This is a genomic window from Winogradskyella psychrotolerans (assembly GCF_018860545.1).
Taxonomy (GTDB): domain Bacteria; phylum Bacteroidota; class Bacteroidia; order Flavobacteriales; family Flavobacteriaceae; genus Winogradskyella; species Winogradskyella psychrotolerans_A.
The window spans coordinates 67109-90103 of the sequence record NZ_JAHKPN010000042.1; the positions used below are offsets into that span (position 1 = coordinate 67109).

Annotated in this window: 24 protein-coding genes; 17 read left to right on the plus strand and 7 right to left on the minus strand. The window is 34.1% G+C overall.

The window, feature by feature from the left end; genetic code table 11:
• Positions 1 to 52 precede the first annotated feature (52 nt).
• The 5 genes from KO515_RS14340 (at position 53) to KO515_RS14360 (ending at position 4236) form a co-directional block, all read left to right on the plus strand.
• On the plus strand, positions 53 to 952 hold the full coding sequence (locus tag KO515_RS14340; RefSeq protein WP_215937027.1) for a DUF6268 family outer membrane beta-barrel protein: 900 nt from the start codon (positions 53 to 55) through the stop codon (positions 950 to 952).
• Positions 953 to 962: 10 nt separating this feature from the next.
• Positions 963 to 1961: a Kelch repeat-containing protein gene (locus KO515_RS14345; protein WP_252723884.1), complete on the plus strand. Its 999-nt coding sequence runs from the start codon at positions 963 to 965 to the stop codon at positions 1959 to 1961.
• A 139-nt stretch (positions 1962 to 2100) separates the two neighbouring features.
• The gene (locus KO515_RS14350; protein WP_215937029.1) at positions 2101 to 2454 is read left to right on the plus strand and encodes a DUF4907 domain-containing protein; all 354 of its coding nucleotides are present in this window, start codon (positions 2101 to 2103) and stop codon (positions 2452 to 2454) included.
• Between the two features lie 20 nt (positions 2455 to 2474).
• Positions 2475 to 3527 (plus strand): sensor histidine kinase, encoded by a 1053-nt coding sequence (locus KO515_RS14355; protein WP_215937030.1) that lies wholly within the window; start codon positions 2475 to 2477, stop codon positions 3525 to 3527.
• Positions 3508 to 4236, plus strand: coding sequence for a LytR/AlgR family response regulator transcription factor (locus KO515_RS14360; protein WP_215937031.1), 729 nt, complete (start codon positions 3508 to 3510; stop codon positions 4234 to 4236). The genes KO515_RS14355 and KO515_RS14360 overlap by 20 nt, the downstream gene beginning before the upstream one ends.
• A gap of 3 nt (positions 4237 to 4239) precedes the next feature.
• Here KO515_RS14360 and KO515_RS14365 read toward each other — a convergent pair whose 3' ends face one another.
• Positions 4240 to 5682, minus strand: coding sequence for an SLC13 family permease (locus KO515_RS14365; protein WP_215937032.1), 1443 nt, complete (start codon positions 5680 to 5682; stop codon positions 4240 to 4242).
• A gap of 163 nt (positions 5683 to 5845) precedes the next feature.
• On the opposite strand from KO515_RS14365, the gene KO515_RS14370 reads away from it, so the two are divergent.
• From KO515_RS14370 to KO515_RS14385, 4 genes are all read left to right on the plus strand, one after another.
• On the plus strand, positions 5846 to 7507 hold the full coding sequence (locus KO515_RS14370; RefSeq protein ID WP_215937033.1) for a tetratricopeptide repeat-containing sensor histidine kinase: 1662 nt from the start codon (positions 5846 to 5848) through the stop codon (positions 7505 to 7507).
• Between the two features lie 2 nt (positions 7508 to 7509).
• Positions 7510 to 8175 carry a DNA-binding response regulator gene (locus KO515_RS14375; RefSeq protein ID WP_215937034.1) on the plus strand — a complete coding sequence of 222 codons (666 nt, stop codon included), beginning with the start codon at positions 7510 to 7512 and terminating at the stop codon, positions 8173 to 8175.
• Between the two features lie 380 nt (positions 8176 to 8555).
• A complete protein-coding gene (locus tag KO515_RS14380) occupies positions 8556 to 8702 on the plus strand; it encodes a hypothetical protein (protein WP_215937035.1) in 147 nt (48 codons plus the stop codon).
• A 150-nt stretch (positions 8703 to 8852) separates the two neighbouring features.
• Positions 8853 to 9194 carry a hypothetical protein gene (locus KO515_RS14385; protein WP_215937036.1) on the plus strand — a complete coding sequence of 114 codons (342 nt, stop codon included), beginning with the start codon at positions 8853 to 8855 and terminating at the stop codon, positions 9192 to 9194.
• 85 nt (positions 9195 to 9279) lie between these two features.
• Here the strand turns inward: KO515_RS14385 and KO515_RS14390 are convergent, their stop codons facing one another.
• The 3 genes from KO515_RS14390 to gntA are packed head-to-tail and all read right to left on the minus strand — an operon-like array spanning position 9280 to position 10789.
• Entirely contained in the window at positions 9280 to 9441 is a 162-nt protein-coding gene (locus tag KO515_RS14390) for a hypothetical protein (protein WP_215937037.1), read from the minus strand.
• A 50-nt stretch (positions 9442 to 9491) separates the two neighbouring features.
• Positions 9492 to 10109 (minus strand): DUF1989 domain-containing protein, encoded by a 618-nt coding sequence (locus tag KO515_RS14395; protein ID WP_215937038.1) that lies wholly within the window; start codon positions 10107 to 10109, stop codon positions 9492 to 9494.
• Positions 10106 to 10789 (minus strand): guanitoxin biosynthesis heme-dependent pre-guanitoxin N-hydroxylase GntA, encoded by a 684-nt coding sequence (gene gntA / locus KO515_RS14400; RefSeq protein ID WP_215937039.1) that lies wholly within the window; start codon positions 10787 to 10789, stop codon positions 10106 to 10108. The genes KO515_RS14395 and gntA overlap by 4 nt, the downstream gene beginning before the upstream one ends.
• 209 nt (positions 10790 to 10998) lie before the next feature.
• Here gntA and KO515_RS14405 point away from each other — a divergent pair, with 209 nt between their 5' ends.
• Positions 10999 to 11517 carry a DUF421 domain-containing protein gene (locus KO515_RS14405; RefSeq protein WP_215937040.1) on the plus strand — a complete coding sequence of 173 codons (519 nt, stop codon included), beginning with the start codon at positions 10999 to 11001 and terminating at the stop codon, positions 11515 to 11517.
• Positions 11510 to 12067, plus strand: coding sequence for a hypothetical protein (locus KO515_RS14410; RefSeq protein ID WP_215937041.1), 558 nt, complete (start codon positions 11510 to 11512; stop codon positions 12065 to 12067). Before KO515_RS14405 ends, KO515_RS14410 begins: the two co-directional genes overlap by 8 nt.
• A gap of 18 nt (positions 12068 to 12085) precedes the next feature.
• On the opposite strand, the gene KO515_RS14415 is transcribed toward KO515_RS14410, so the two are convergent.
• Complete coding sequence (locus KO515_RS14415; RefSeq protein ID WP_215937042.1) at positions 12086 to 12346, minus strand: SemiSWEET family sugar transporter; 261 nt, start codon at positions 12344 to 12346, stop codon at positions 12086 to 12088.
• A gap of 38 nt (positions 12347 to 12384) precedes the next feature.
• Positions 12385 to 12828: a hypothetical protein gene (locus tag KO515_RS14420; RefSeq protein WP_215937043.1), complete on the minus strand. Its 444-nt coding sequence runs from the start codon at positions 12826 to 12828 to the stop codon at positions 12385 to 12387.
• Positions 12829 to 13167: 339 nt separating this feature from the next.
• On the opposite strand from KO515_RS14420, the gene KO515_RS14425 reads away from it, so the two are divergent.
• Positions 13168 to 14805, plus strand: a complete 1638-nt coding sequence (locus tag KO515_RS14425; protein ID WP_215937044.1) for a tetratricopeptide repeat protein — start codon at positions 13168 to 13170, stop codon at positions 14803 to 14805.
• Positions 14806 to 14911: 106 nt separating this feature from the next.
• The gene (locus tag KO515_RS14430) at positions 14912 to 17215 is read left to right on the plus strand and encodes a T9SS type A sorting domain-containing protein (RefSeq protein ID WP_215937045.1); all 2304 of its coding nucleotides are present in this window, start codon (positions 14912 to 14914) and stop codon (positions 17213 to 17215) included.
• A 239-nt stretch (positions 17216 to 17454) separates the two neighbouring features.
• On the opposite strand, the gene KO515_RS14435 is transcribed toward KO515_RS14430, so the two are convergent.
• Complete coding sequence (locus tag KO515_RS14435; protein WP_215937046.1) at positions 17455 to 17625, minus strand: hypothetical protein; 171 nt, start codon at positions 17623 to 17625, stop codon at positions 17455 to 17457.
• 712 nt (positions 17626 to 18337) lie between these two features.
• Here KO515_RS14435 and KO515_RS14440 point away from each other — a divergent pair.
• The 4 genes from KO515_RS14440 to KO515_RS14455 all read left to right on the plus strand — a co-directional run bounded on the left by KO515_RS14440 (position 18338) and on the right by KO515_RS14455 (position 22832).
• Entirely contained in the window at positions 18338 to 19138 is an 801-nt protein-coding gene (locus tag KO515_RS14440; protein ID WP_215937047.1) for a hypothetical protein, read from the plus strand.
• 425 nt (positions 19139 to 19563) lie between these two features.
• Positions 19564 to 20625, plus strand: coding sequence for a hypothetical protein (locus KO515_RS14445; RefSeq protein WP_215937048.1), 1062 nt, complete (start codon positions 19564 to 19566; stop codon positions 20623 to 20625).
• 74 nt (positions 20626 to 20699) lie between these two features.
• The gene (locus KO515_RS14450) at positions 20700 to 21509 is read left to right on the plus strand and encodes a caspase family protein (protein ID WP_215937049.1); all 810 of its coding nucleotides are present in this window, start codon (positions 20700 to 20702) and stop codon (positions 21507 to 21509) included.
• A 6-nt stretch (positions 21510 to 21515) separates the two neighbouring features.
• Positions 21516 to 22832: a DUF4831 family protein gene (locus KO515_RS14455; protein ID WP_215937050.1), complete on the plus strand. Its 1317-nt coding sequence runs from the start codon at positions 21516 to 21518 to the stop codon at positions 22830 to 22832.
• Positions 22833 to 22995: the final 163 nt, after the last annotated feature.

The window sequence follows — 22995 nt, forward strand, 5'->3', positions numbered from 1 at the left end:
TAGGTATATTTTGTAATTGATGTAAAAGATTGTGGTAGTAAGTTAGCACCCGATGAGAAAAAACACATTATATTATTTAACCTTTAGCTTAGTCTCTATGGTGTCTTATGGGCAAAAAATGTTCACTACGACGGATTCAGGAGATTTATTGGCTCTCGATTATGGGAATTACTTGAATTTGAATGATATTCAATTAGAACATAAATCTGTAGCCATGGATTTTACGTCTCTATTAAATAGTTCAACATTTGGGTTTGGTGTGGATTATACAAATCATAGTTTAGATTTTGAGGATTATGATAGGTTTCATGATTATAGTGCGTTTAATGAATTGCACAGTGTTGAGCTGTATGCTAGGTATAAGACTAATTTGGTTAATAATTGGGATTTAAATCTGACAGTGGCTCCTTATGTATCATCAACATTTAATGAGGCTATTTCTACTGATGATTTTGTATTGAATTATGCCGTAAATTTTCTCAAAACTTGGGATAATGACGGCCTTAAATCGACTTTAAAATTGGGAGCAGGTTATGGATCATTATTTGGAGCACCTAATTTTTACCCCTTAGTGTCTTATTCTCAAAATGTCAGTGAAAAATTAAGATACGAAATAGGACTACCTGTCACCGGTGTTTTTTATAAGTTAAATGCCCAAAGTAGTCTAGATTTTAAAGCAGAACCAGAATCTATTTACGCTAATAATGTCTCAGGGTTCAGAACCGAAACTGATGGTGTAGTGTATAATTCTAAGCTAGAATTTAAAGCCGTGAAATTAGGATTGGGCTACAAGTTTCATTTTGATGACAATTGGTCTACCTATTTCAATATGGGCTATACTATGGCAAGTGAACTTAGTTTAATAGATAACGACAATACAATTTATGATTTTGATTCTAACGAATCAGTAGCATTGAATATAGGAATTAGTTTTAATATAAATAAGAAGTAAAATGAGAAAAATGAATAGTAAATCAGCCATAAGAATGCTTTATTTAGGTGCCGTGTTGGCATTGTTTTCTAGTTGTAATAGTGACGATGACGATGACGATACCTTAGGAAACTGGGTAAAGAAATCTACCTTTAATGAGGAAGCAAGAAGTAGTTCTGCCGCCTTTACCATTGGAAATATTGGTTATATGGGTACAGGTTATGATGGGAGTGATTATTACAACGATTTTTGGGGCTATAATATGGATACCAATTCTTGGCAGCAATTATCAGATTTTCCTGGTATAGAAAGAAGCTCTGCAACAACTTTTGTTATTGGTGATGATGGTTATATTGGAACAGGTTACAATGGTGATTCTAATGATGAATTATCGGATTTTTATAAATATGATGTCGGTACAAACAGTTGGACATCCATTGCAGATTTTGGCGGTTCAGCACGATATGGAGCTGTAGGTTTTGGTTCAGATTCATATGGTTATGTAGGTACAGGTTATGACGGAAGTGATAAAAAAGACTTCTGGAGATACAACCCTACGTCAGATTCATGGGAAGAAATTTTCGGTTTTGGAGGTGATAAAAGAAGAGATGGTGTAACGTTTACCATTGGTGATGAAGTATATTTGGGAACAGGAATAAGTAATGGAGTATATGAGTTAGATTTCTGGTCTTTTAATTTAAATACTGAAGTTTGGACTCAGCTTGAGGATATAGACGAAGATGATGATGATTATGTGTACAGATCTAATGCGGTTGCTTTTACAATTGACGGTAAAGGATATGTTGCCTGTGGTGAATATTCAGGTAGTTTAAGTACAGTGTATGAATATACACCTTCAACTGAATCTTGGGTAGAAAGAACAGCTTTTGAACTTTATGCTAGACGTGATGCTATCGCATTTAGTGATGGGGCGCGTGCCTTTGTCGCTTTAGGTAGAAATGGAACGTTATATTTAGATGATAACATGGAGTTTTTCCCTACTGAAGAACAAGATGACGATGATAATTAAAAAATAAAAGAGAATTGTTTAGATTGATTGATTGAGAGGCTATTACTTTTGTGATTGATGGTTAATAGCCAACTGAGAGTCAGGATTATGTTGATATCCTTCATTAATTCTGGCTCTTTTTTTTAAAACAAGAAAAGAAATGAAAAAGATTTATAACTATAAAACTGTTTTATTAGGAATTATAATCTTAATTATGGTATTTTTTTATTTTCAATTTGGAAGTAAGGAGACCAATACGAGTTATGATAATAATTCATTTTCACTACAAGTCATAGAGCAAGATAGTTCCTGGATATATGAAGTGTATAATGAAGGTAGTTTATTTATCCGTCAAGAATATATCCCAGCGGTAAAAGGTAGACAAGGTTTTACCTCTAAAGAAGACGCAGAGAAAATAGGCAATCTTGTAATACGTAAGCTCTCAGAAGATAAAATGCCAGTAATAAGTATAATGGATCTAAATGCTTATGCTATAAGTTACAAGAAAAATTAATTCAGTTATTACGCCATGCCATGCTAACAAAAAATATTTCTTATAAAGAGTTAATAGTACACGTTGTAGTATGGTTATGTGTAAGTATATTCCCTTTATTAACAGCGTATATTGACTTAGGTGAAATTCCCTCGGATTTATACCTAAGGCAATTAATGCGACCAATTTTGTTTTATGTCAACTATTTAGTTTTTGTGCCTTATATATTGCTAAAACGCAAGTTGATTCTGTATATCGTTGTGTCAATTCTGTTTTTAGCACTTTATAATTATATAAGTACAGAGCTAATCACAAATACTATTGCAGAAGGTTTTCGAAATAGAATGCAACCACCAAAACCACCAGGAGGACCTTTTGGAATGCGACATGCCATACCAGTAGTATTTTCGTTATCTATTTTTCTCCTAGGAGGTATTTTTAGTCTGGTTGTGGATTTTTATAAACGAGATCGTTTGTCCAAAGAACTAGAAAATGAACAAAAGGAAATTAAGCTACAATTTTTAAGAAACCAGTTAAATCCTCATTTTTTATTCAATTCCCTTAACAGTATTTATGCTTTAGTGAGAAGTAAATCAGATGATGCACCAGAAGCTGTTATTACACTTTCAGAACTGATGCGTTACATGCTTTATGAAGCAGGAAACAATCAGGTAACACTAGAAAAGGAAATCAATTATATTAAAAATTATATCGCATTACAACGATTACGACTGAAAAATACTGAAGCTGTTAAACTTAACATAAAAGGTGAAACAAGAAATTTAAAAATCTATTCTTTATTGTTAATTTCATTTATAGAAAATGCTTTTAAGTATGGCACGGACTATAAAGGAAATACACATATAGATATAAAAATAGTCGTGGATAATAATAAATTAAGCCTAAATGTTGAGAATATAATTGGCTTATATAAACGTGACGATAAAAACTCTGGAGTCGGATTAGAGAATATTAAAAATCAACTTAATTATTTGTATAAAAATAATCACGACTTAACCATTGAAGAAGATAATGCGTATTACAGAGTGCATCTCACCTTAAACCTTAAAGACAATGAAATGCATAATAATTGATGATGAGCCATTGGCAATAGATGTTATTGAATCGTACTGTCAGGCATTAGGTGCAGTAGAGGTCATTAATACATTTACAAATGCTATTGAAGCCTTAGAATTTATAAATAATAACCAAATTGATTTGGTGTTTTCGGATATTGAAATGCCTAATATTTCAGGTATAGATTTAATTCGATCGCTAGAAGGAAAGGTGCCTCATTTTATTTTTACAACAGCGTATCCCGAATATGCCTTAGAAGGATTTGATCTTAATGCGATTGATTATTTAGTGAAACCAATTCCGTTTCCTAGATTTATAAAAGCAGTGAACAGAGTAAAAGAAATGATGAAATTAAATGATGTAACGTCATCGTTTAACGTGTCTTCAGCAGGTGGTGAAACACCAACGCACGAAGACGATTTCATTTTTGTTAAATCGGAATACGAGAACTTAAAAATAGATATTAAAGATATAAAACATATTCAAGGTTTAAAGGATTATTTAAAGATTCATTCCGACAATACAAAACCCATTTTAACCTTAATGAGTTTTAAAGAAATGCAATCTAAATTACCTGAGAACATGTTTATAAGAGTACATCGCTCTTACCTAGTTAATGTCAATAAAATTACGTCGATTCAAAAAAATAGGATCATACTTAAAGACGAAAGAATCCCAATTGGTGAAAGTTATAAATCTATGGTGTATAGTCGACTAAATATTTAGAACTTAACTTAAGTCCCAAATTAAGGGCAGTATAAAATAAACGATTAAGGTCACCAGCAGGATTGAAATAACATTCATCCAAACCCCTTTCTTCACCATGTCTTCTATTTTTAAATACCCCGACCCAAATACAACGGCATTCGGTGGAGTGGCTACAGGGAGCATAAATGCGCATGAGGCCGCTAAAGTAGCGCTTACTAGTAATATATAAGGATGCACATTAATTACTGCTGCTAATGAGATTAAAACGGGTAATAGCATTGCTGTTGTGGCCATATTCGACGTTATTTCGGTAAGAAAATTAACGGAAGCAATTAATACCAATAAGAGTATAAAAAGCGATACACCAATTAAGGTGGTGAGCTGGCTCCCAATCCAGATGGCTAAGCCGCTAGATTCAAATCCTATAGCTAGTGCCATACCACCACCAAACAATAACAAAATTCCCCAAGGTAATTTTACAGCATCTTCCCACGTGACTAAAGCACGATTATTCCCTTTATTTGGAATTATAAATAACAGAATGGAAGCCATTATAGCAATTATAGTATCGTCAATTGCAGGTAACCATAAAGTTAATAGAAACGATCTGGAAATCCATGCAATGGCCGTAATGGTAAAGATGATTAGTATCACTTTTTCCTCATATGATATTTTTCCTAAAGCCTTAAGTTGATTTTTAATTTCTTGTTGCCCTCCAGGAAACTCTTTTTGTTCAAATTTAAAGGCAAAACGCGTTAAGTACACCCAACAAATAATCAATAGAACGACACTTATAGGAAAGCCGAACATAAACCACTGCGAAAATTTAATTTCAGTATGATAGGTGCTTTCAACAATACCAGCGAGTACTAAGTTTGGTGGTGTACCAATTAAAGTAGCCATGCCACCAATAGAGGCACTATAGGCAATAGCTAACATTAAGGCCTTACCAAATATTAAATTTTCATTGGCTTTTGTTTTAGGATTATCTTGAAGGTGTAAAACAATAGCTATACCCACCGGTAAGATCATAACGGCTGTAGCGGTATTAGAAATCCACATGGATAATAACGCTGTGGCGACCATAAATCCAAGGATAATACGACTCACATTAGTGCCAACAATGCTAATGATGTTTAAGGCAATACGTTTATGTAGATTCCATTTTTCTATGGCAATGGCGAGTATAAATCCTCCTAAGAATAGAAATATGTATTTGTGACCATAAGAAGCTGTGGTTTCACTTAGTGAAAGTCCACCAGACAACGGAAACAATACAATAGGCAATAATGCTGTAACAGGTATAGAAATTGCTTCAGTTATCCACCAAACAGCAACCCAAGACGTTGAGGCTAAAATAGCATTGGCAGATTCACTTAAACCTTCAGGATGAAAGAAAAGGATAATGAGTATAAATAATAAAGGTCCTAATACAAGACCAATTTTTTGTTTCAGTGATTTCATTAAAGTTAAATTACATAGAAAATCAACAAGCGTTAGGATTCTAGCTGAAAGGTATTATAATATCTTGATAAATAAGATTGTTAAATTAAAAAAAAGTGAACTAGAACCATCACCTCTAACCTGAAATGGAGGATAACTAACATATTGTTATTATTTTAGAGGAATGAAACCAATATACGCATTATTCGCCTTTTTTTTAATCACAGTTACCATAGCGTTTACAAATGTTGAAAGTGCTTTTGGACAACAAGTAAGTGATAGTTTAAACTATTATAAAACTTTAGCCTTGAAGCCTCAAAATGCCACTGATTTAATAAAGTCAGAAAACTATTTCAATAAAAATTATGAAAAGGTTGTAAAGACAGGGGATATCAATATTGCTATTCGTTATTTATATTATATGGCGAGTATAGCTTACAAGAAAGGTGAATATATAAAAAGTGAGGAAATGGCTGTTAAGGCCTTAAATCATTTAGATACCTTAAAGAGCTCTAACTATACGATTTCTACACGAAAAAGTTTCTATAACCTTTTGGGTTTAATGTATAGTGAACAACAAAACCAGCAAAAAGCAATAGAGCTTTATAGCAATGCTTTAAAAATCTCAGAATCCCCCTCAGACAGTGCTAAAATTTACAATAACCTTTCAGTGGTTTATAAAGCGTTTGATGATCTTGATAATGCCCAAAAGGAAATACGTAAAGCCTATAACTTAATTCCAAGAATCACGGATACAATCACACAGGCTTTAATCATAGATAATTATGGGGTTATTGAGTCTAAAATTAGTACAGCGAATGGCATCAATGCAATGAATAAGGCTTTAGAATTAAGAGAATCTGTAAATGATACCTCCACAATATATACGAGTTATGCACATTTAGCAGAATATTATTATAGACTTAATAATGTAGAAGAATCAAAAAAGTATGCGTTAAAATCACTCGAACTTGCAGAGATTATAAATTCAGATGCTTATAAAAATGATGCTCTAGGCTTGTTAGTTGATGTAAGTGATGATGCCTATGCTAGAGCTTACAAAAAGTTAAATGACAGTCTCTATGCTTCAGAAAAAGAGAGTTTGAACACATTCGCATTACTTAAATATGATAATTCGGAATACAAAAGAAAAGCATTACAAAGTCAGCTTGAAAAAGAACAGCAAGAATCTAGAACTGTTTATGCAATTTTAATCGCTTCATTTATAGCATTAGGTTCAATATTTATATACTTCATACTGAAAGCGAAACACAAAAAGGAAAATTTACAGCAAGTTTTTGATACGGAATCACGGATTTCTAAACAAATTCATGATGAAGTTGCTAACGGAGTATTTCAAGTGATGTCTAAACTTGAAAATCAAGAAGTGAAAAATGAGGTCCTTCTAAATGACCTACACGATTTGTATTATAAAACACGAGATATTTCCAAAAAGCATAGTGATTTAAGTACAGAATACCCTTTTAAAGACCACCTCGATGAGTTGATTGAAAGTTTTAACGATAATGCTACAAGTGTGATTATTAAAGGGATGTCAGAGGTGTCTTGGGATCATGTGCCTCAATTAAAAAGAGTGGCTATTTATAGGGTGTTACAAGAGCTTTTAATCAATATGAAAAAGCACAGTTTTGCCTCTTTAGTGGTGATTATGTTTAAAAAAGAAAATAACAAAATTCGTATCAACTATAGTGACAATGGGGTTGGAAGCGAATTAAAAAAAGGGGTTGGACTTCAAAATACGGAAAACCGTATTCAATCCATAAATGGAAGTATTACTTTTGAAACAAATCCGAATAAAGGGTTTAAAGTTAAAATAACGATTTAACCATGTTTAAGAACGTTTTAATTAATGAAGATCACGATGCTATTCTTTCTAATATCACCAAGATATTAGGTGAATTGAATGTGGAATCTGTTGAGACATCGCAATATTGTGATGAGGCGTATTTAAAATTAAAGAAAGCAGCATTAGAAAAAAATCAATTTGATTTAATAATAACTGATCTCTCCTTTAAAAGAGATCATAGAGCGACTAATTTAGGTTCGGGTGAAACCTTAATCGAAAAAATACGAATCGACTTTCCAGACTTACCCATTATTGTGTACTCTATGAAAGATCAGTTGCAAAAAATTCGGGCACTAATTAAGACGTATAACATTAATGCGTATGTGTGTAAAGACAGAAAAGGAGCTGTGGAATTAGCAGAGGCTATACAAGCTGTTTATAATAAAAAAGTTTATGTTTCACCACAGGTAGAAAAAGCATTGAGTCCAAAGTCGCAATTAGAAATAGACGATTATGATGTCACCTTATTAAAAATGTTATCTCAAGGACAATCTCAAGATGACATCAGTACCATTCTAAAATCCAATGGTATACATCCTAATAGCTTAAGTACTATTGAGAAACGTTTAAACAAACTTCGGGAACAATTTAAAGCCAATAATGCCATTCACTTAGTAGCTATCACTAAAGATTTAGGGGTTATATAATATAAAGACATAATTAAGAAACCGATATCCAATAGAGGTGTAATATTGTAGGGGATATTATATTAAATGGGTACAATGGTGATAAAGGCAATTAGGGATAGTTGCCTTTTTTCTGTCTTATACTTTTTTGTGAGGTTTTCCATGTAGAATTTCAGCAAATAGAGGTGCAACTGTATAAGACGTTTTAGGTAAAAGCATTATTGCTAACAAAATTTGATGCTTTTGGAATTAAAATAAAATTATGCCTCTAAATTTTAACTTAATTCTAAGACAATGTTAAGCTAGTGCTAAATCTTTAGTTATCGGTGGTTTATGTTTGAATAAGACATCTAAAATAGCAATTTGATTCGTATCTTTATAAACACCAAATTGCATGTGCTATGAAACGACTACAAGTATTAAAGAATTTATTCTTTCGAAGAAAAAATCAAAACCTCACTACCAACAAATTAAATAGTGATACGATACCGAAAACAATGATTACTAGAGCCTTTAATAAAGATGAAGATACCTTTATGTTTATTTAAATCGTTGTGAAATAGCTGCAGAAGTCAAAAGTAGATCGTTTTAGTGATTATAAATGGATTTTGATGCATTTCAGTCAATAAGAAAATTGATATGGTTAGTCTTTAAAGTAAATTACAAATACCTTGTAAGAAACCTAAAATCATACAATTATGGAAAATGAATTTGCAAAACACGAAGAAGACTATCTAGACATTTATGAATCTAAAGGGTATACAGCAGGATTTCATTTTAAAGATGGTACATTGATTGGGAACGATTCCTCACATACTTATACACCTAAAGATATTCACATTGTAGCCGAACACCGCTACGAAGGGATGAGTAATCCATCAGACATGTCAATTTTATACATTATTGAAACCAATAAAGGAGAAAAAGGAACCATGCTTATAGGCTATGGTCCAAGTGCCAATTTAGAATTATCTGAATTTTTTAATTCCATCCCAGAAACTCAAATTTCAGATAAAGCCAACATAAATCTAGACGATTAATCACAACATTATTGAGCGTATAAATCGCATGAAAAAGTCCAATCCTTAAAAGATTGGACTTTTTTAATAGTCATAAATAATGCGATTAATCATCCTTTAATTTTTCGACGCGTTCGCGTCGTGTTTCATTTTGTTTACCATACTGGTTATAGTGGTCATCTTTTAAAACGCCTTTCTCATCTGTTGCATTTTGATGTAAGCGTTTTTCATGTTCTGTTTCTGGATGGTCTTTTTTATCTTTTGTCATCTTATAGAATTTAAATTAATAATTGATTTATAAAGCCTGAGCTGTAAATTTTAACGTGGTCGTTTTATGTGTTTGGGTTGTGTTTCAATATAATAGTGAATGGGTTTAAACGTGCCACCATTACTGTCTTCTGCAGAGCAAGCGGTAAGTCCAACTAAAACATCCATTTGTGCTTGAAACTGAATATAATCTCCAGCCTTTGAAGTCGGTGGTTTTACAAAGAGCTGCCCATCGGAATCAAACTGCACATTCATAAAAATATTAAAGGCCGTGGGTATATCATCAACTTCAATACCATACGGTTGTAAGTGGTGCTGTAAATTACCGAGACAGCTGGGATGCTCTCCTTCATAATTGTACATAATTTTAAAGGTTTCAGGACTACACGGGGCTAAGAGGAAGTCGTTGCGACCATTAGTGTCTTCTAAAATTTTCATCAATTTCTGTGAACGATTAGACCACAGAAAGTGGCCTTTAGTCAGTAATATACATTCTTCAAAATCCAAAGATTTTCCTGACGATAGTTTTTCTTTATAATCTTCGGCATTAAAGACAACCATATCACTCACTTGGCCTCCCATAGGGTCTATGACAGTGAGGATGTCATTCTTTTTGAGCATAAAAGCGGCTCCAGATTGTTTATGTATAATATTTATTGTTGGTGTCATACGACTTTAGTGGTTTTATGAAAAGGGCATTTCCAACGGCTATCAACAGCTCTGCCCGAATATTGTTTGGTTTCTGAATCTTTTCCAAAATCTTTAAGCACAGGATTAATATGTCCTTGCAGTTTTTTATCCCGTTTTCTAATGCGTTTTTTAACTTTTTTATAGCTTCCCATGGCTCTTAATTGTTCAAACTGCGTGTGCAAATTAAAAACTATGGTGGGATATGGACTCTGACGGGCGAGTCGAGAACTATTAGGATGAAGGCCTACAATGTAAAAAGCATGGCCTTTTAAACTAAAACTAAACGTAGGATCTTCAGGGTCATCGCTCACCGACGCATCCCACTCACAATCATCTAATTCATGCAACTGTTGTAACGTTTGCCATAGTTGGTTCTCAAAATCCAGCTCAGAGTCGTAATGTTCAGATGGAAAGACCGCTAAAAAGGATTCAAATGAATTCGAATCAAAGTCATACTGATCAATAAACGCTTCCAAATCCTTTAATAGGTCACCCAAGTCTTCTGTCTTAGTTGAAGAGCGATAGACATTTAGGTGATAATTATTAGTCATAAATAAGGTCTTCGCCATCACACAAGGGTGCTTTTGGGTTAAAATAAAATCTTTATACGCCTCATCTACGGTTTTAAATAATGGTAGTTGTTTTGCGATTGTTTTCATAATTAAATGCTATTAATTATTTCAATAGACTCAAATATAATTGAGACGATAAGAACGGTTTTCCTCAATAAAAAAAATCATTGCCTCAATTCGTAAGTCAAACATCGTTATGGTTTTAGAAGTAGGAATGCAGTTATTTTTTAAATGAATAGGATTAATGAAAATGCTGCAATCCATGTAATTTTATCACTTAACTAAACACTTTTATTATGACTTTTGAAGACTCTTTATGGTTGATTGCCTCAGTACTCGGCATATTCACAATTATTATTATAATTACGCGTGTTTTTGGACTACGTACATTTGCGAAAATGTCCAGTTTCGATTTTGCCTCCACTATTGCAGTCGGTTCGGTATTGGCGTCTATTATTCTAAATTCAGACTATTCATTATTAAAAGGTGGAATCGTATTAACCGCTATTATAGGATTCCAAACTTTGTTTTCTTACTTGGTGCGGACCAATTCATTTTTTCAACGTTGGTTTACCAATAAGCCACAAATCATTATGTGGAATGGCAAAATATTATACAAACGCCTTAAAGCTTGTAATGTGGGTGAAGACGATCTCATTGCAAAATTAAGAGAGGCAAATGTTCACGATTTTAAGGAAGTGAAAGCTGTTATTTTTGAAAGCACAGGAGATGTATCTGTCATTCACAACGACAGTAATAAAGAGGTTGAACCACGCTTATTGAGTGACGTGAATACCCAAGAATTATATGTTTGATTTTTTTAAAGAAAATAAGAATGCCATTTATGGAGGGCTCATCGCTACGATATTTACCGGTACTGGTATTTTTATGTTGGGCAATGTCTCTGGCTACGAAGCGAAACATTTATTGAAAGAGTCTTTAAATGGACTCAATATGTTGTGTAATACCATCGTATTGGCTTCTGCAACGATTATGGCTTTATTGCTAACATTACTAAGTGTAAGTTTTGGTTCTGATATGACCTTAAAAAAACTGCATTATCAGCAGGTGCTTAATATTGCAAAATTCAATGTCATATTATTTATTGCAGCTCTGATATTATTTCAATTTTTTAATATTCCTATTATAGAATCAGACAATGTTCCTATGAACTGGTATTCGGTAATTTACTGGATAACCTTAGCATCGACTTCTATCATAAGCGGTATGATGATCACAGTTATACTCATGTTATACCGTGCCATTACTAATCTCATTGCTATTATAGGTTTAGGTAAAGACCACCCTATGTTGTCTAATGAAGCATTAGATGAAGAGATTGAGAAAGAAAAAGAAGAGATGTAATCTAAATATAGTTTCAACTCATTTGGACTCTTGAAACCATACAATTTTGAGCATGATACCGTTTAAAATAAAAGATAAGCCGTTGGTAATGATAATAGGCCAATCGGTTTTTAAAATGCCATAAACGGTCCACAAACCAACTCCCAGACAAAGAATAACAAACATCCAAGGACTAACATCATTAACCTGTTTTGTTTTTACGGCTTTCAGGATTTGTGGTAAAACAGCAATGGTGGTAAATAATCCGGCTAAAATGCCTATTAATTTTTCGATATCCATAATTAATTATTAAACCCAATACGATTATGGATTAGTGATTAACGCTTATCATTAGCATTAGCCCATTCCTTATAATGATCAAACTGGTCGTCACTTAAAATATCCTTTAGAATATCAGCTTCAGCATCTATACGATCGTTAGCCGAAAGTTTTTCATAAGGATTCTCGGTATCCGAAGTCATCCAATTGTCAAGTGCCATTTCATAACGTTGTTGTTGATCGTTACTGAATTCAAATTGTGCAAATAAACGCATTTGGCGTTCAGGATCGTTAAGATTCCAGTTTTGGTCTATGTCACCAGTTTTTTCCTCGTAAGTATAAACGTCTTCTTCAAAATTTCCATCTTTCTGGTAATTACGAGTATCGGTGAGTTCTTCATTCATCGGATTTCTAGTTTCTGTACTTTCTTTTGAGGTTTCATTTTTACATGAAAAAGAAGCTGTCAAAAGCGCTAAAGCTATGATGTGATATGTCGTTTTCATAAGATTGTTTTTTAAAGTTCACTATAAATTTAGCCGTTTAGTTGTTAGTGCTTTAACTTAAAAGGTTTAAATGTTAGTCATTTACGTGTAGAGGTGAGTTGACTTAGGTGTGGCATTGGCTTGTTGTTCAGTGACCATCTCAACCTGAAGAAAATTTATTAGAACGTCATGCAAACTGAAGGGATAAGAGGTGTAGAATTAACACTTTTTTAAATGGGTACAATTATATTGCCTTATAGAAAAAGGGGGCTGAAGCTAGAGTCTCGTTTTTTCTTGAACTAAAAAAAAACTATATTTATCGCTTTAGCTATAAGCCCAAAACCTACAGGTATACAAAGTATGAAGCGAATTGTAACGGGAGTTGTTATTCTTTTTAGTATGGTGCTCAGTGCACAGCAAACAGAACGATTAGACAGTTTGTTAATTGAAGGTATTGCCGCCCGAAGCAACAAGGATTACGGGACGTCTCTTGAACTATTAACTGAAGTACGTACCGTTGCCGAAGATAACCATTGGTACAAACAACAGTTCTTAGCCTTAAACAATATTGGAGCCAATTACTATTCCATGTTAGATTATGGTGAGGCGTTAGACTATTACTTAGAAGCCTATACCATTGCTCTTAAGCACCTCGATGAAAATGAGGAAATGACCGTTTTAAACAATATTGCCATTCTATACAGTAAAGAGGGAGAGCCTGAAAAAGCGGAAGCTTATTTTTATAAGGCTTATCTCATGGCAAAAGAACACGATGATACGGTTAAAATAGGACTGTATGCTGTTAATTTAGGGCTTGCGGCAAATGAGCTCAACAAGTTAGATGAAGCTGTGGCATATTTGGAAGAGGCCAAAGAACGTCTTAAAGGTCGTGCCAATTTAATCCTTTTAGTAGATATAGCCTTAGCTGAAAACTATTATAAGCGTGGGGATTTAGAGGGGGCCGAAACCTTGGCTAAAACAGTATTGCCGAGTTTAGATGCTATTGAATTTACAGAAGAAAAGATTTCGACACTTAAAGTATTGTCTGATGTGTCTCAGGAAAAGGGAGAGCTGACATCAGCCATTACCTATGCAGAAGAAGCGCGTGAAGCAGCGCTAAATCCAGACCTTAAAATCTCAACCTATGAGCAGTTGGCCAAATTGTATAAAGCGCAAGGACTAATGGATGCAGCGCTTGTGGCCAAAGACTCTATTATTGCACTTAATGACTCCTTGTTTACCATAAAGAATGGCCGTGTTTTTGAAGCCAATAAAGTAAAATTTGAAATTGCTAACTACCGTCGTGAATTGCAGCAAAGCAGTGCCGAGCAGCGCGAAGAACGTGCAAGACTCTATACCTTGTTGGGCTTTTGTGCGTTGGTTATTGTGTTAATATCTTGGGCCTTACGGAATAGTTTCATTAAAAACAAACAACGCAAAATACTACACGATAGAAGTCAGGAAATTATAGCCTTAGAACTTGAAAAAGAAAAGAGTGATAATCTGGTGCTAGAAAAGCAATTGCATGCTAAAGAAGCCTTTTTACTATTAGAACAAGAAAAGCTTAAAAATGAAATTGAGACGCAAAATCAAAAATTAGCTGCCAAAGCCTTACAGATCTCTAGTAGAAATGAATTGCTAAAGGAGGTGATTAATTCCTTGTCTAGTCAAACTGAAATTTCTAAAAACGTCTTTCTTACCCGCAAAATAAAAGAGTTAAAAAGTCTATTAAAAAATGATAATGAATGGGAAAGCTTCTTAAAGCATTTTGAAGAGGTCAACCAAAATTTTATTTCCGAACTCAAACGACGCCACCCAGAATTAACGGCAAATGATATTCGTTACATCAGTTATTTGTATATGGATCTTACCAATAAAGAGATTTCGTCGCTCTTTAATATCACCGCAGTCGCTTCTAGAAAGCGCAAAGAGCGCATAAGTCAGAAAATGGGACTCTCAGAGAGTTCGGACTTATATCGTTATTTATCAGATATTTAAGTATTAATGTCACACTTTTTATTTTTACTGTCGCACTAATTGTTTGAAAAATTTAGTAATTGTAATTAGTATTGGAGAATATTGAAGTTCACTAAAACGATTCATTATGATACAAAACATTACACGCTTATTATTGGTACTCGTAGTTGCAGTGCAGTACACTTTTGCTCAAGTTGAAATTACAGGGTCTACAGACTACGGTAGAATATTCGACCTTACCTATGATGCCAATATACCCAACAAGATTTACGGCATTACCATAGGAAACCATATTGTGGTTTCGGAAGATAATGGAGCCACCTGGTCTATTTTCTATACCTTAGATTTAGTGGATAACGCACTTGTAAGTCAATTAAAGTTGTCTGCAGATGGCACGGCTTTAACCTTTTTACTTTATGCGCCAAACTCGACAGAAAATGCTGTTTTGGTTTATGATTTAACTTCAGAAACTGTAGTAAAAATGTTTCCTGTGCCAAATCAAGATGACTTCGCACATGTGTCTTCTTATGATTTTTATGATGGCAATATGGATGTGCTTATTATAGATACTAATTTTCCTGTAGGTTGGGATAGAGAATCGAAAGTATTCTATACAGCTGATGGAGGAATCACTTGGGATATGATCTATTATACCAATGATTATGATACTGTTTTTTTAAATGACGTCGCTATAAGTCCTTCAGATCCCGATACTGTATATTTAGTCAGAGGTAATGGAAGTACCGATATTGATGGTGGTTTATTTGTCTCTGCAGATGCAGGGCTCACGTATACCGTAGCCTTGTCTGGGAATGTGTTGAGTACTATAGCCTTTGATCCATCAGATGATCAAACCATCTATGTAGGTACCGGTATTAGTTTTGGTGAGACACCAGAAAATGTATTTAAATCTACAGATGGAGGTGCAACGTTTAGTGCCGTGCCTATGCCTTGGACCGCAGGGATATTAGAAAATATTGTAGCTATTAAATTTAACGAAAATAATCCGTTGCAAATCATTGTGTTAGAAGAAAATGAAATCGTGATTTCCGAAGATGGAGGTACTACGTTTGTCAACTATGTTTATCCATATGATAACACCGATAGTTATTATTACGGTTTAAATGCTAGTTATAACCCTAATAACTCTGATGAGATTGTGATTAGTTCTAATTATATTCCGTTGTTCTCCAATGATGGTGGTGAGACGGTCAGTGCTATTGTTAGTCCTTACTTTGCAAGTACAGGGACAAATGCTATTTTTTCGGATGGAGCCAATTCTAGTTTATACTACGGTGTACAGCACGGTATGGTACATAGAGACTTGTCTACAGGAGACGATACACCTATCAATTTAATGCCTTTAAATTCGTTTTCTACTGGTGGGACTTCTTATTTTATTGATAGCTATGTCGCCAACCGAATGTATAGTTTTTCGTCTAGTTTTATAGGAAGCAGTTTTAACATTAGTACAGATAATGGTTTAACCAGTACACAATTACTAAGTGTATATTCCAATAGAGTCTCAGCTTTAGCAACTTATCCTTCTAATACCGAAACAATACTTGTGGCTTTTGCAGGTTATGATCCCGGTGAAACGCAATTTAAAAAAATTGATTTTAGTGATTTAGATGCTGTCGTTATAACTGATGTCAGTTTACCGACTCTAGATTATATTAATAGTATTATTATCGATGCTAGTGGGACAATTACACTACCTATAGGAACTGAGGTTTACCGTTCTACGGATGATGGTAGTACATGGGAAGCTTCAACTACAGGTTTAGAGGTCTTAGGGGATTCTGATATGATTTTCGATCTACAAGAGGATCCATTGACTCCAGGAACATTTACTGCTGCGACATCAATAGGTATCTTTATGTCTGAGGACTCTGGGGTGACTTGGACTCAAAAATCAACGAAGCCAGTGCATAAAATAGCCTTTTCAACAGAAACCGTAGGAGCGATGGTGGCTACGAAGTATACGGGCGAATTCACTGTTTTTGAATTGTTTTCGTCTACAGATTATGGGGAGACTTGGGATACAATATACAATGAACAATTGTTAAGTATCGGATCTACGTCTGCATCATACAAATTTGAGGATGATGCTGTTACCGTATATGTTGGAACCTATGACTTAGGATTGATGGAGTATACTATAGATCTTGAAGTGTTAGGAACACCTGACTATACAGAAGATGATCAGGCGATGGCTGTCTATCCGAACCCAACATCAGGATTACTTCACGTTGACTTAAAAGATGCGGCAGTGACTCAGGTGGCGGTATATAATGTGTCTGGCGCTAAAGTAATGACCTTTAACGGAACAGAAACACTTGATCTTTCTAATCTAGCCTCAGGAATCTATGTGTTACGTATACAAGACTCTAACAATGTTGTAGGTTTTAAACGTATTGTAAAGCAGTAATTACTAATATATTCCCTTATTATTAATTGCGCAGTAAGAGCCCTCATAATTATTTTATGAGGGTTTTCTAGGTTTTTAGGCTTCAGTTCTTTTACGGGATTTTGGGATTTATTTTTATGTACAAATTCCAAATAATTTTCATATTCCACATAATGACTTAGTGCATCTGCGACGTGTGCTCTTATCTTAATTTTTTCTTCAGACGATTTCATTGTTTTATTGTAGTTGTCTCGTCGTATTCATTCTCCATACGGTTCTTTACAATCTTCAACTATAAAATCTGAAAGGTGTTTTGATTGGTGGGTAACGATATCAGATCGTGTTTCTGTTTTAGCTTTTTGAAAAGTGGCTTTCAGTAAATCTCTATGTATAGCTGTAAAATGGTTGTGTTGTAAAATTAAGACAATCACTTGAATTTATTATGTGATTTCTTGTTCATAAACTTTTTGAACCTTTCCATTGTTCCCCAACTGATCTCCTTTCATTTGCGTTAGAATTAACGTCAGCCTTAATTGTAATTTGGTTGGTGAATTTTAATTCTATAGCGGTATTGTAATTTCAATAGCTGCCATGTGAAGGACCGTTTGTATTTGGCTTGTAGGAAAAAACTATAGCTTACCCGCTTATGACCCGCTTATGACCCGCTTATGATATGCTTGTGATATGCTTGTGATGTGGGGATGAGGGAGTTTGAAGTGTAAAGTGTGAAGTGTGGAGTTTGATGCGTGCTGTTTTGGGATGGTTAAGTTGTTGTTATTGAGAGGTTTGTGGGTTGGTTGAGAAGGTGGGGATGCATTTTTATGATATTTTTAAGGGGTATTCGGGTGTGGGTGATAATTTTTCAAAAAAGGTTTCAAAAAATGGTGTTGTATTAGATAATTTTCTGAAAATTTAGGATTTTATTGTAAATACTTTAAAATGAGTTAGTTATGATTTAAAATATTTTATATATGTTTGAAAAACAGTTGGTTAGTGAATTGTGGATTTGCTTACTAATAATTACCGGTATTGTTTGCAACTGTACTCCCTCATCTATCGTATGTTCAAATGGTTTGAACAGCGTTAACCAGATTGGTTGGGCTTAAATGCCATAAAGCTCAACCTATCATAAATCGTAATCATATGGCACGAAATAATTCTTTTATTAGATTAGAAGGTACCCTGGATGGGTTGACCTTTTACAGAAAGAACGGTGAGTCTTTTGTAAAGACGAAAAACCGTGTTAGTAGAAATCGTATCATGAATGATCCTGAGTACATTAGAACTCGCGAGAACATGCAAGAATTTGGAGGAGCTGCCAAGTGTGGTAAAGCTTTTAGATCTGCATTTGCATCTATTTCACGATTGGTTGCTGATTCTTATATCAGTTCTCGTGTTACAGGAAAGTTTAGAGGTATCGTAGGCAGTGGAGTTGGTTTGCGTGGTCAGCGTCTTTATAATGTTGTTGATAACGTGACGCAATTTATTGGTCTGGATTTTAATATTTCTAAACCTTTTGATGCTAATTTTAACGCCCCTACTGATGGCCCTATAATTAATGCGAGTAGAGATAGTGTTACTTGGGACATTCCTGATTTTAACACTGATACTTATGTTAATATGCCCACAGGTGCTACGCATTTTAAACTCGCCTTAGCGGCTGGTTATATGAGTAATTACGAGTGGGATGATGCTACTAAGGGCTATGTGCCTGTAGAAGATGAGCCTAATGGTGTTGGTGTTGTGTCTTACAGCAATGCTATTGCCATTGGCGGTATGGTTGGTGCTGCAACGAGTTTAACGACGGATTTAACGGCGTTTGCTCCAGTTCCTGTAACGACCGCTCTATTTGGCGCTACGGCTATTGTCTTTTTTCAGATGGTGAATGGTGAGCTTTATGAGCTTGCGCAAGGCCATAGTATGAAAGTCGCTGTTGGTGGCTAGGTTTTGGCTATTCGCCTTTAGCTTTTGGCCTTTGGCTTATAGGCTTTAGGTTTTGATTGAATCCCGCATTGGTTTCCTTTGCGGGATTTTTTGTGGGGAAGTAGGGATTAGGGATTAGGGATTAGGGATTAGGGAATAGGGATTAGGGATTAGGGGATTGGGGGATTTGGTGTTGAGGCTTTTATTTCCTCTTATGATGTGAAAAATGCATTATAAAGATGAATTTGGTGTTTTATCTTGTTTATTATTAGTGACTTAACTATTATTAGTAGTTTTATTACATCCCTTACATACGGTATCCTTAGCCGTATGAATTTATATAATTCGTTGTTGACAAACGCTAGCAAGATTACCCAGTACTGGGTATGGTTTGCTGTATATATAATAATTATTTTTACCACTAGTTAACATCATATCAGCACATTATGTCATTAAAAATTTCAACTTGGAATGTTAAACACAGTCAGCAACTTATTGAAGACGATCCCTCTGCAGATCTCTTAGAACGGATGGGGCGTGTTAAAGACACTATAACTCTAATTAATGCCGATATCCTATTGGTTGTTGAAGGTCCAAAAGGGGAAGCTAAGATTATTGACTTTTGCGATAAGGTCTTAGATAATACTTGGGTGCCTGTGCTTTTAAAGGGGTCGGATGATGAGGTTGGCGATCGGGATCGGGATTATGGTTACGATATGCGCGGTACGCAATGGGTGTGGTATTTGGTAAAGCCTTCTTTATTATCGCAATGCCGTATACAAGCCGCTGCAGTTTGGCACTCTTTTATTGGGGGTGATAATTGGCAGGTAAATTATTGGGGCCAGTTTGAACGCGATAATCATGAGCATTACCGTCAGCCGCAAGTGTTGATTTATAAATTAGATAATGGTAAAGAAATTGAATGCATCGGAGTGCATCTTAAATCTAAGATTAATAAAGAACCCATTACTTACGATGCTGAGCAGAACCTCACTGGAGCTTATGTGAACACTGCTTTAAAAGCCCGCGTAAAACTTGCTACTGAAGCTCGAAATATTAGGCATTATGTAGATGCGAAGTTTAGACAATTAGAAGCTCCTGCTTTAGTGATTTTAGGAGATTGTAATGATGGTCCTGGGCAGGATTATTTTGAGTCTAATTATCTGTTTTTTGATTTGATACAGAATCTGCAAGGTGAAGTCCTGATGGCTGAAAAGTATTTTAACCATGTGTTGTTTGATGTGGCTAAAGATCTGAGATGGACCGCGCGCTATAGAGATCCTATTCTTAAAATTCCAGCCAGTAAAAACCCATTGCTTATCGATCATATTTTAGTGAGCCAACCTTTGTGCAATGGTAGTTTTCCGTTACAAGTGAATGCCAAAGCAGGCAAGGTAGAACATGAGATTTTTGAGCGGGTGAATGCCGATTCTAACAGTAAGACGATTTCTAGTGACCATAGGCCTGTGTCTGTGGTGTTGTCTGATAATGAGTTTGTTGTGGTGTAATATACCCTTTATTGGGTATGGTTTGGTGTGGATTTTACTGTTAATTTTGAGTATTAACCAAAACCAACCATATTATGAAAATTTTCATAAGCTACCTTTCTGTATTTTTATTTTTATCAGACCTTACTATGTGTTTAAGTAATGATGATGACTTAAGCGAAAGGAAAAATGCGTTTTTAGTTAGTGTTGAAGACACTATTGTGCCAGATTATGATAGTAATGACACTCAAGGTGGAGATCGTTTTATAGATAACATTGAAGATTTACTAATTGATAATGATTTTGATAGAAATGATATTAAAAAAATAAGTAATCCAACAAAAGTAGAGTTTCTTACAAAATTTGAAAATGAATTAAAATCTTTAAAAGAAAATGATTTTATGGTCTTTTATTTTTATGGTCATGGAGGTCAATTATATGATATCAGTGGAGATGAAATAGTTGACAACCCAAATGATAATGAAGATGAAACTTTAATTATGTACGACGACATCGTATTGGATGACGAAATATATGATATTCTATTGTCGCAAAAAGTTAAAGCTAGAGTTTTGTTTATAATAGAAAGTTGCAATTCTGGAAGTTCGATAAAATTATCTAAAGATTTTGAAGATGGAATTATAACAACACATGATATAGTTTTAGAATTTAAGCAAAAGCCAGTATTAGATATTATCTATGTAGGAGCAACAAGTGATGGAACATCTGTACCATCAAATCTATTTAATAAAGTTTTTATTGAAACATTTGAAGAAGAGACTTACGACTCTTATAAAGATTTCTTAAAAGAACTTGCGAAGCAAATGCTGAAAGAAGAAGTTGCTATATCAGTAGGTTTTACAATGGCATCACAAGATTTTATTAACCAACCACCTTTAAATTAATATATTATGAAACATTTATTCTATTCTTTTTTTATTTTAATTTTCGTAGCCTCTTGTGCTCAAATTAAGTCATATCCAGTCGATAATAATACTATTTCATCTGCTGGTTTTTATTATGCTTTACCAAAAACCTATTTGAATGTAGCAATAACACTTGAAAGGATAACTACTACTAAAGGAGTTTATTCTGAATTTGCAGCATGTGTGGGAATACCTCAATCATATATGGATAAAATAAAGGAGGGCAAAAATTACAAAGTGAAAAGTGCAGTGATTACCAATAATGTTTATTTGGATGAATCAAAGATTTATCGATTAGATGTTAATCAAAAGTTTTTAAATAGAAGTCAATTTTCTATTGAATATGCCGCGAATGGGGAATTATCATCAACTGATATAACTCATGAGGATCAAATTATTCCGGCCATTATCACAACCGCTAACATTGTAAAAGATATTGCTGGAAATGTTTCTTTTTTAGGTTCTTATAATAAAGGTGGAACCATAAAGCCTTGTAGTAATTTACCTGATTATGTAGGACTTGATTTAAAACGAATAAAAGATATTCACACATCAATTAATACGCTTTTAGAAAAAGGACCAGATGGTATAAATCAAGCGCAGTTAGAGTATAGAATAAAAGAATTAAAGTCTACACGAGATGCACTCATTTCTAAGTTTACTAAAACGGTGGTCTCTAAAGCTGTAGTTGTCAATTTTGAAGTGGATCCAAGTACAATTAAACCAAAAAATCCAATTATACTATTAAACTTTAAGAAAGATAAAGGTTTTAAAAGGAGTTATACGGTTAATCCACATAATAGTGATATCACTATTACAGATAAATTGGCTTTTCATGATGATAGTGTTAGTGCTATAGATGCTGCTGTTGAATTACATTTGGTTTACTTGGACAAACTTGTTGATTATACAATTTCTCAAAACCCTAAAAGCAAAAATGATGCGATTGGCAGTTTTTATTATCGCATACCTGCGAGAGCAAAATTTAAGATCATGGTTGCCGGTAATAACATTGGTGAAGCTACTTTACCTATACCACAAGAAGGCATAACTTTACCAGCACCTTCAAATTTAAGAAATATGACATTTAAGCTGCATCCTGGACTTGGAAGTATTTATTCAGTTAGTGGTAAATCAGGAGATGCTAATTTCGGTGCTATAGATTCTTTAAGAAAAACACTTCTTACAGATAAAAATGAAAAAACTATTAAAGAATTAGAGAACAAAATTAAAATACGAGATTTAAAAGAACAATTGGAAAATGGAGCGGTAAGTACTCCTGCAGAAGAGGAAGAAAATTAAAATCTTATTTAAAAAAAAGCCCTAACCAATCTAAGGGCTTTTTTAATTTTTTAAACTTCTAGTAAATACTGTGTTTTTCATTTTGTATAGTGATTCATTTTGTTATATTTATGATCCCTAAGAATACCTCCTAGTTGATAGCTAAATTAATAATCAATTTGCT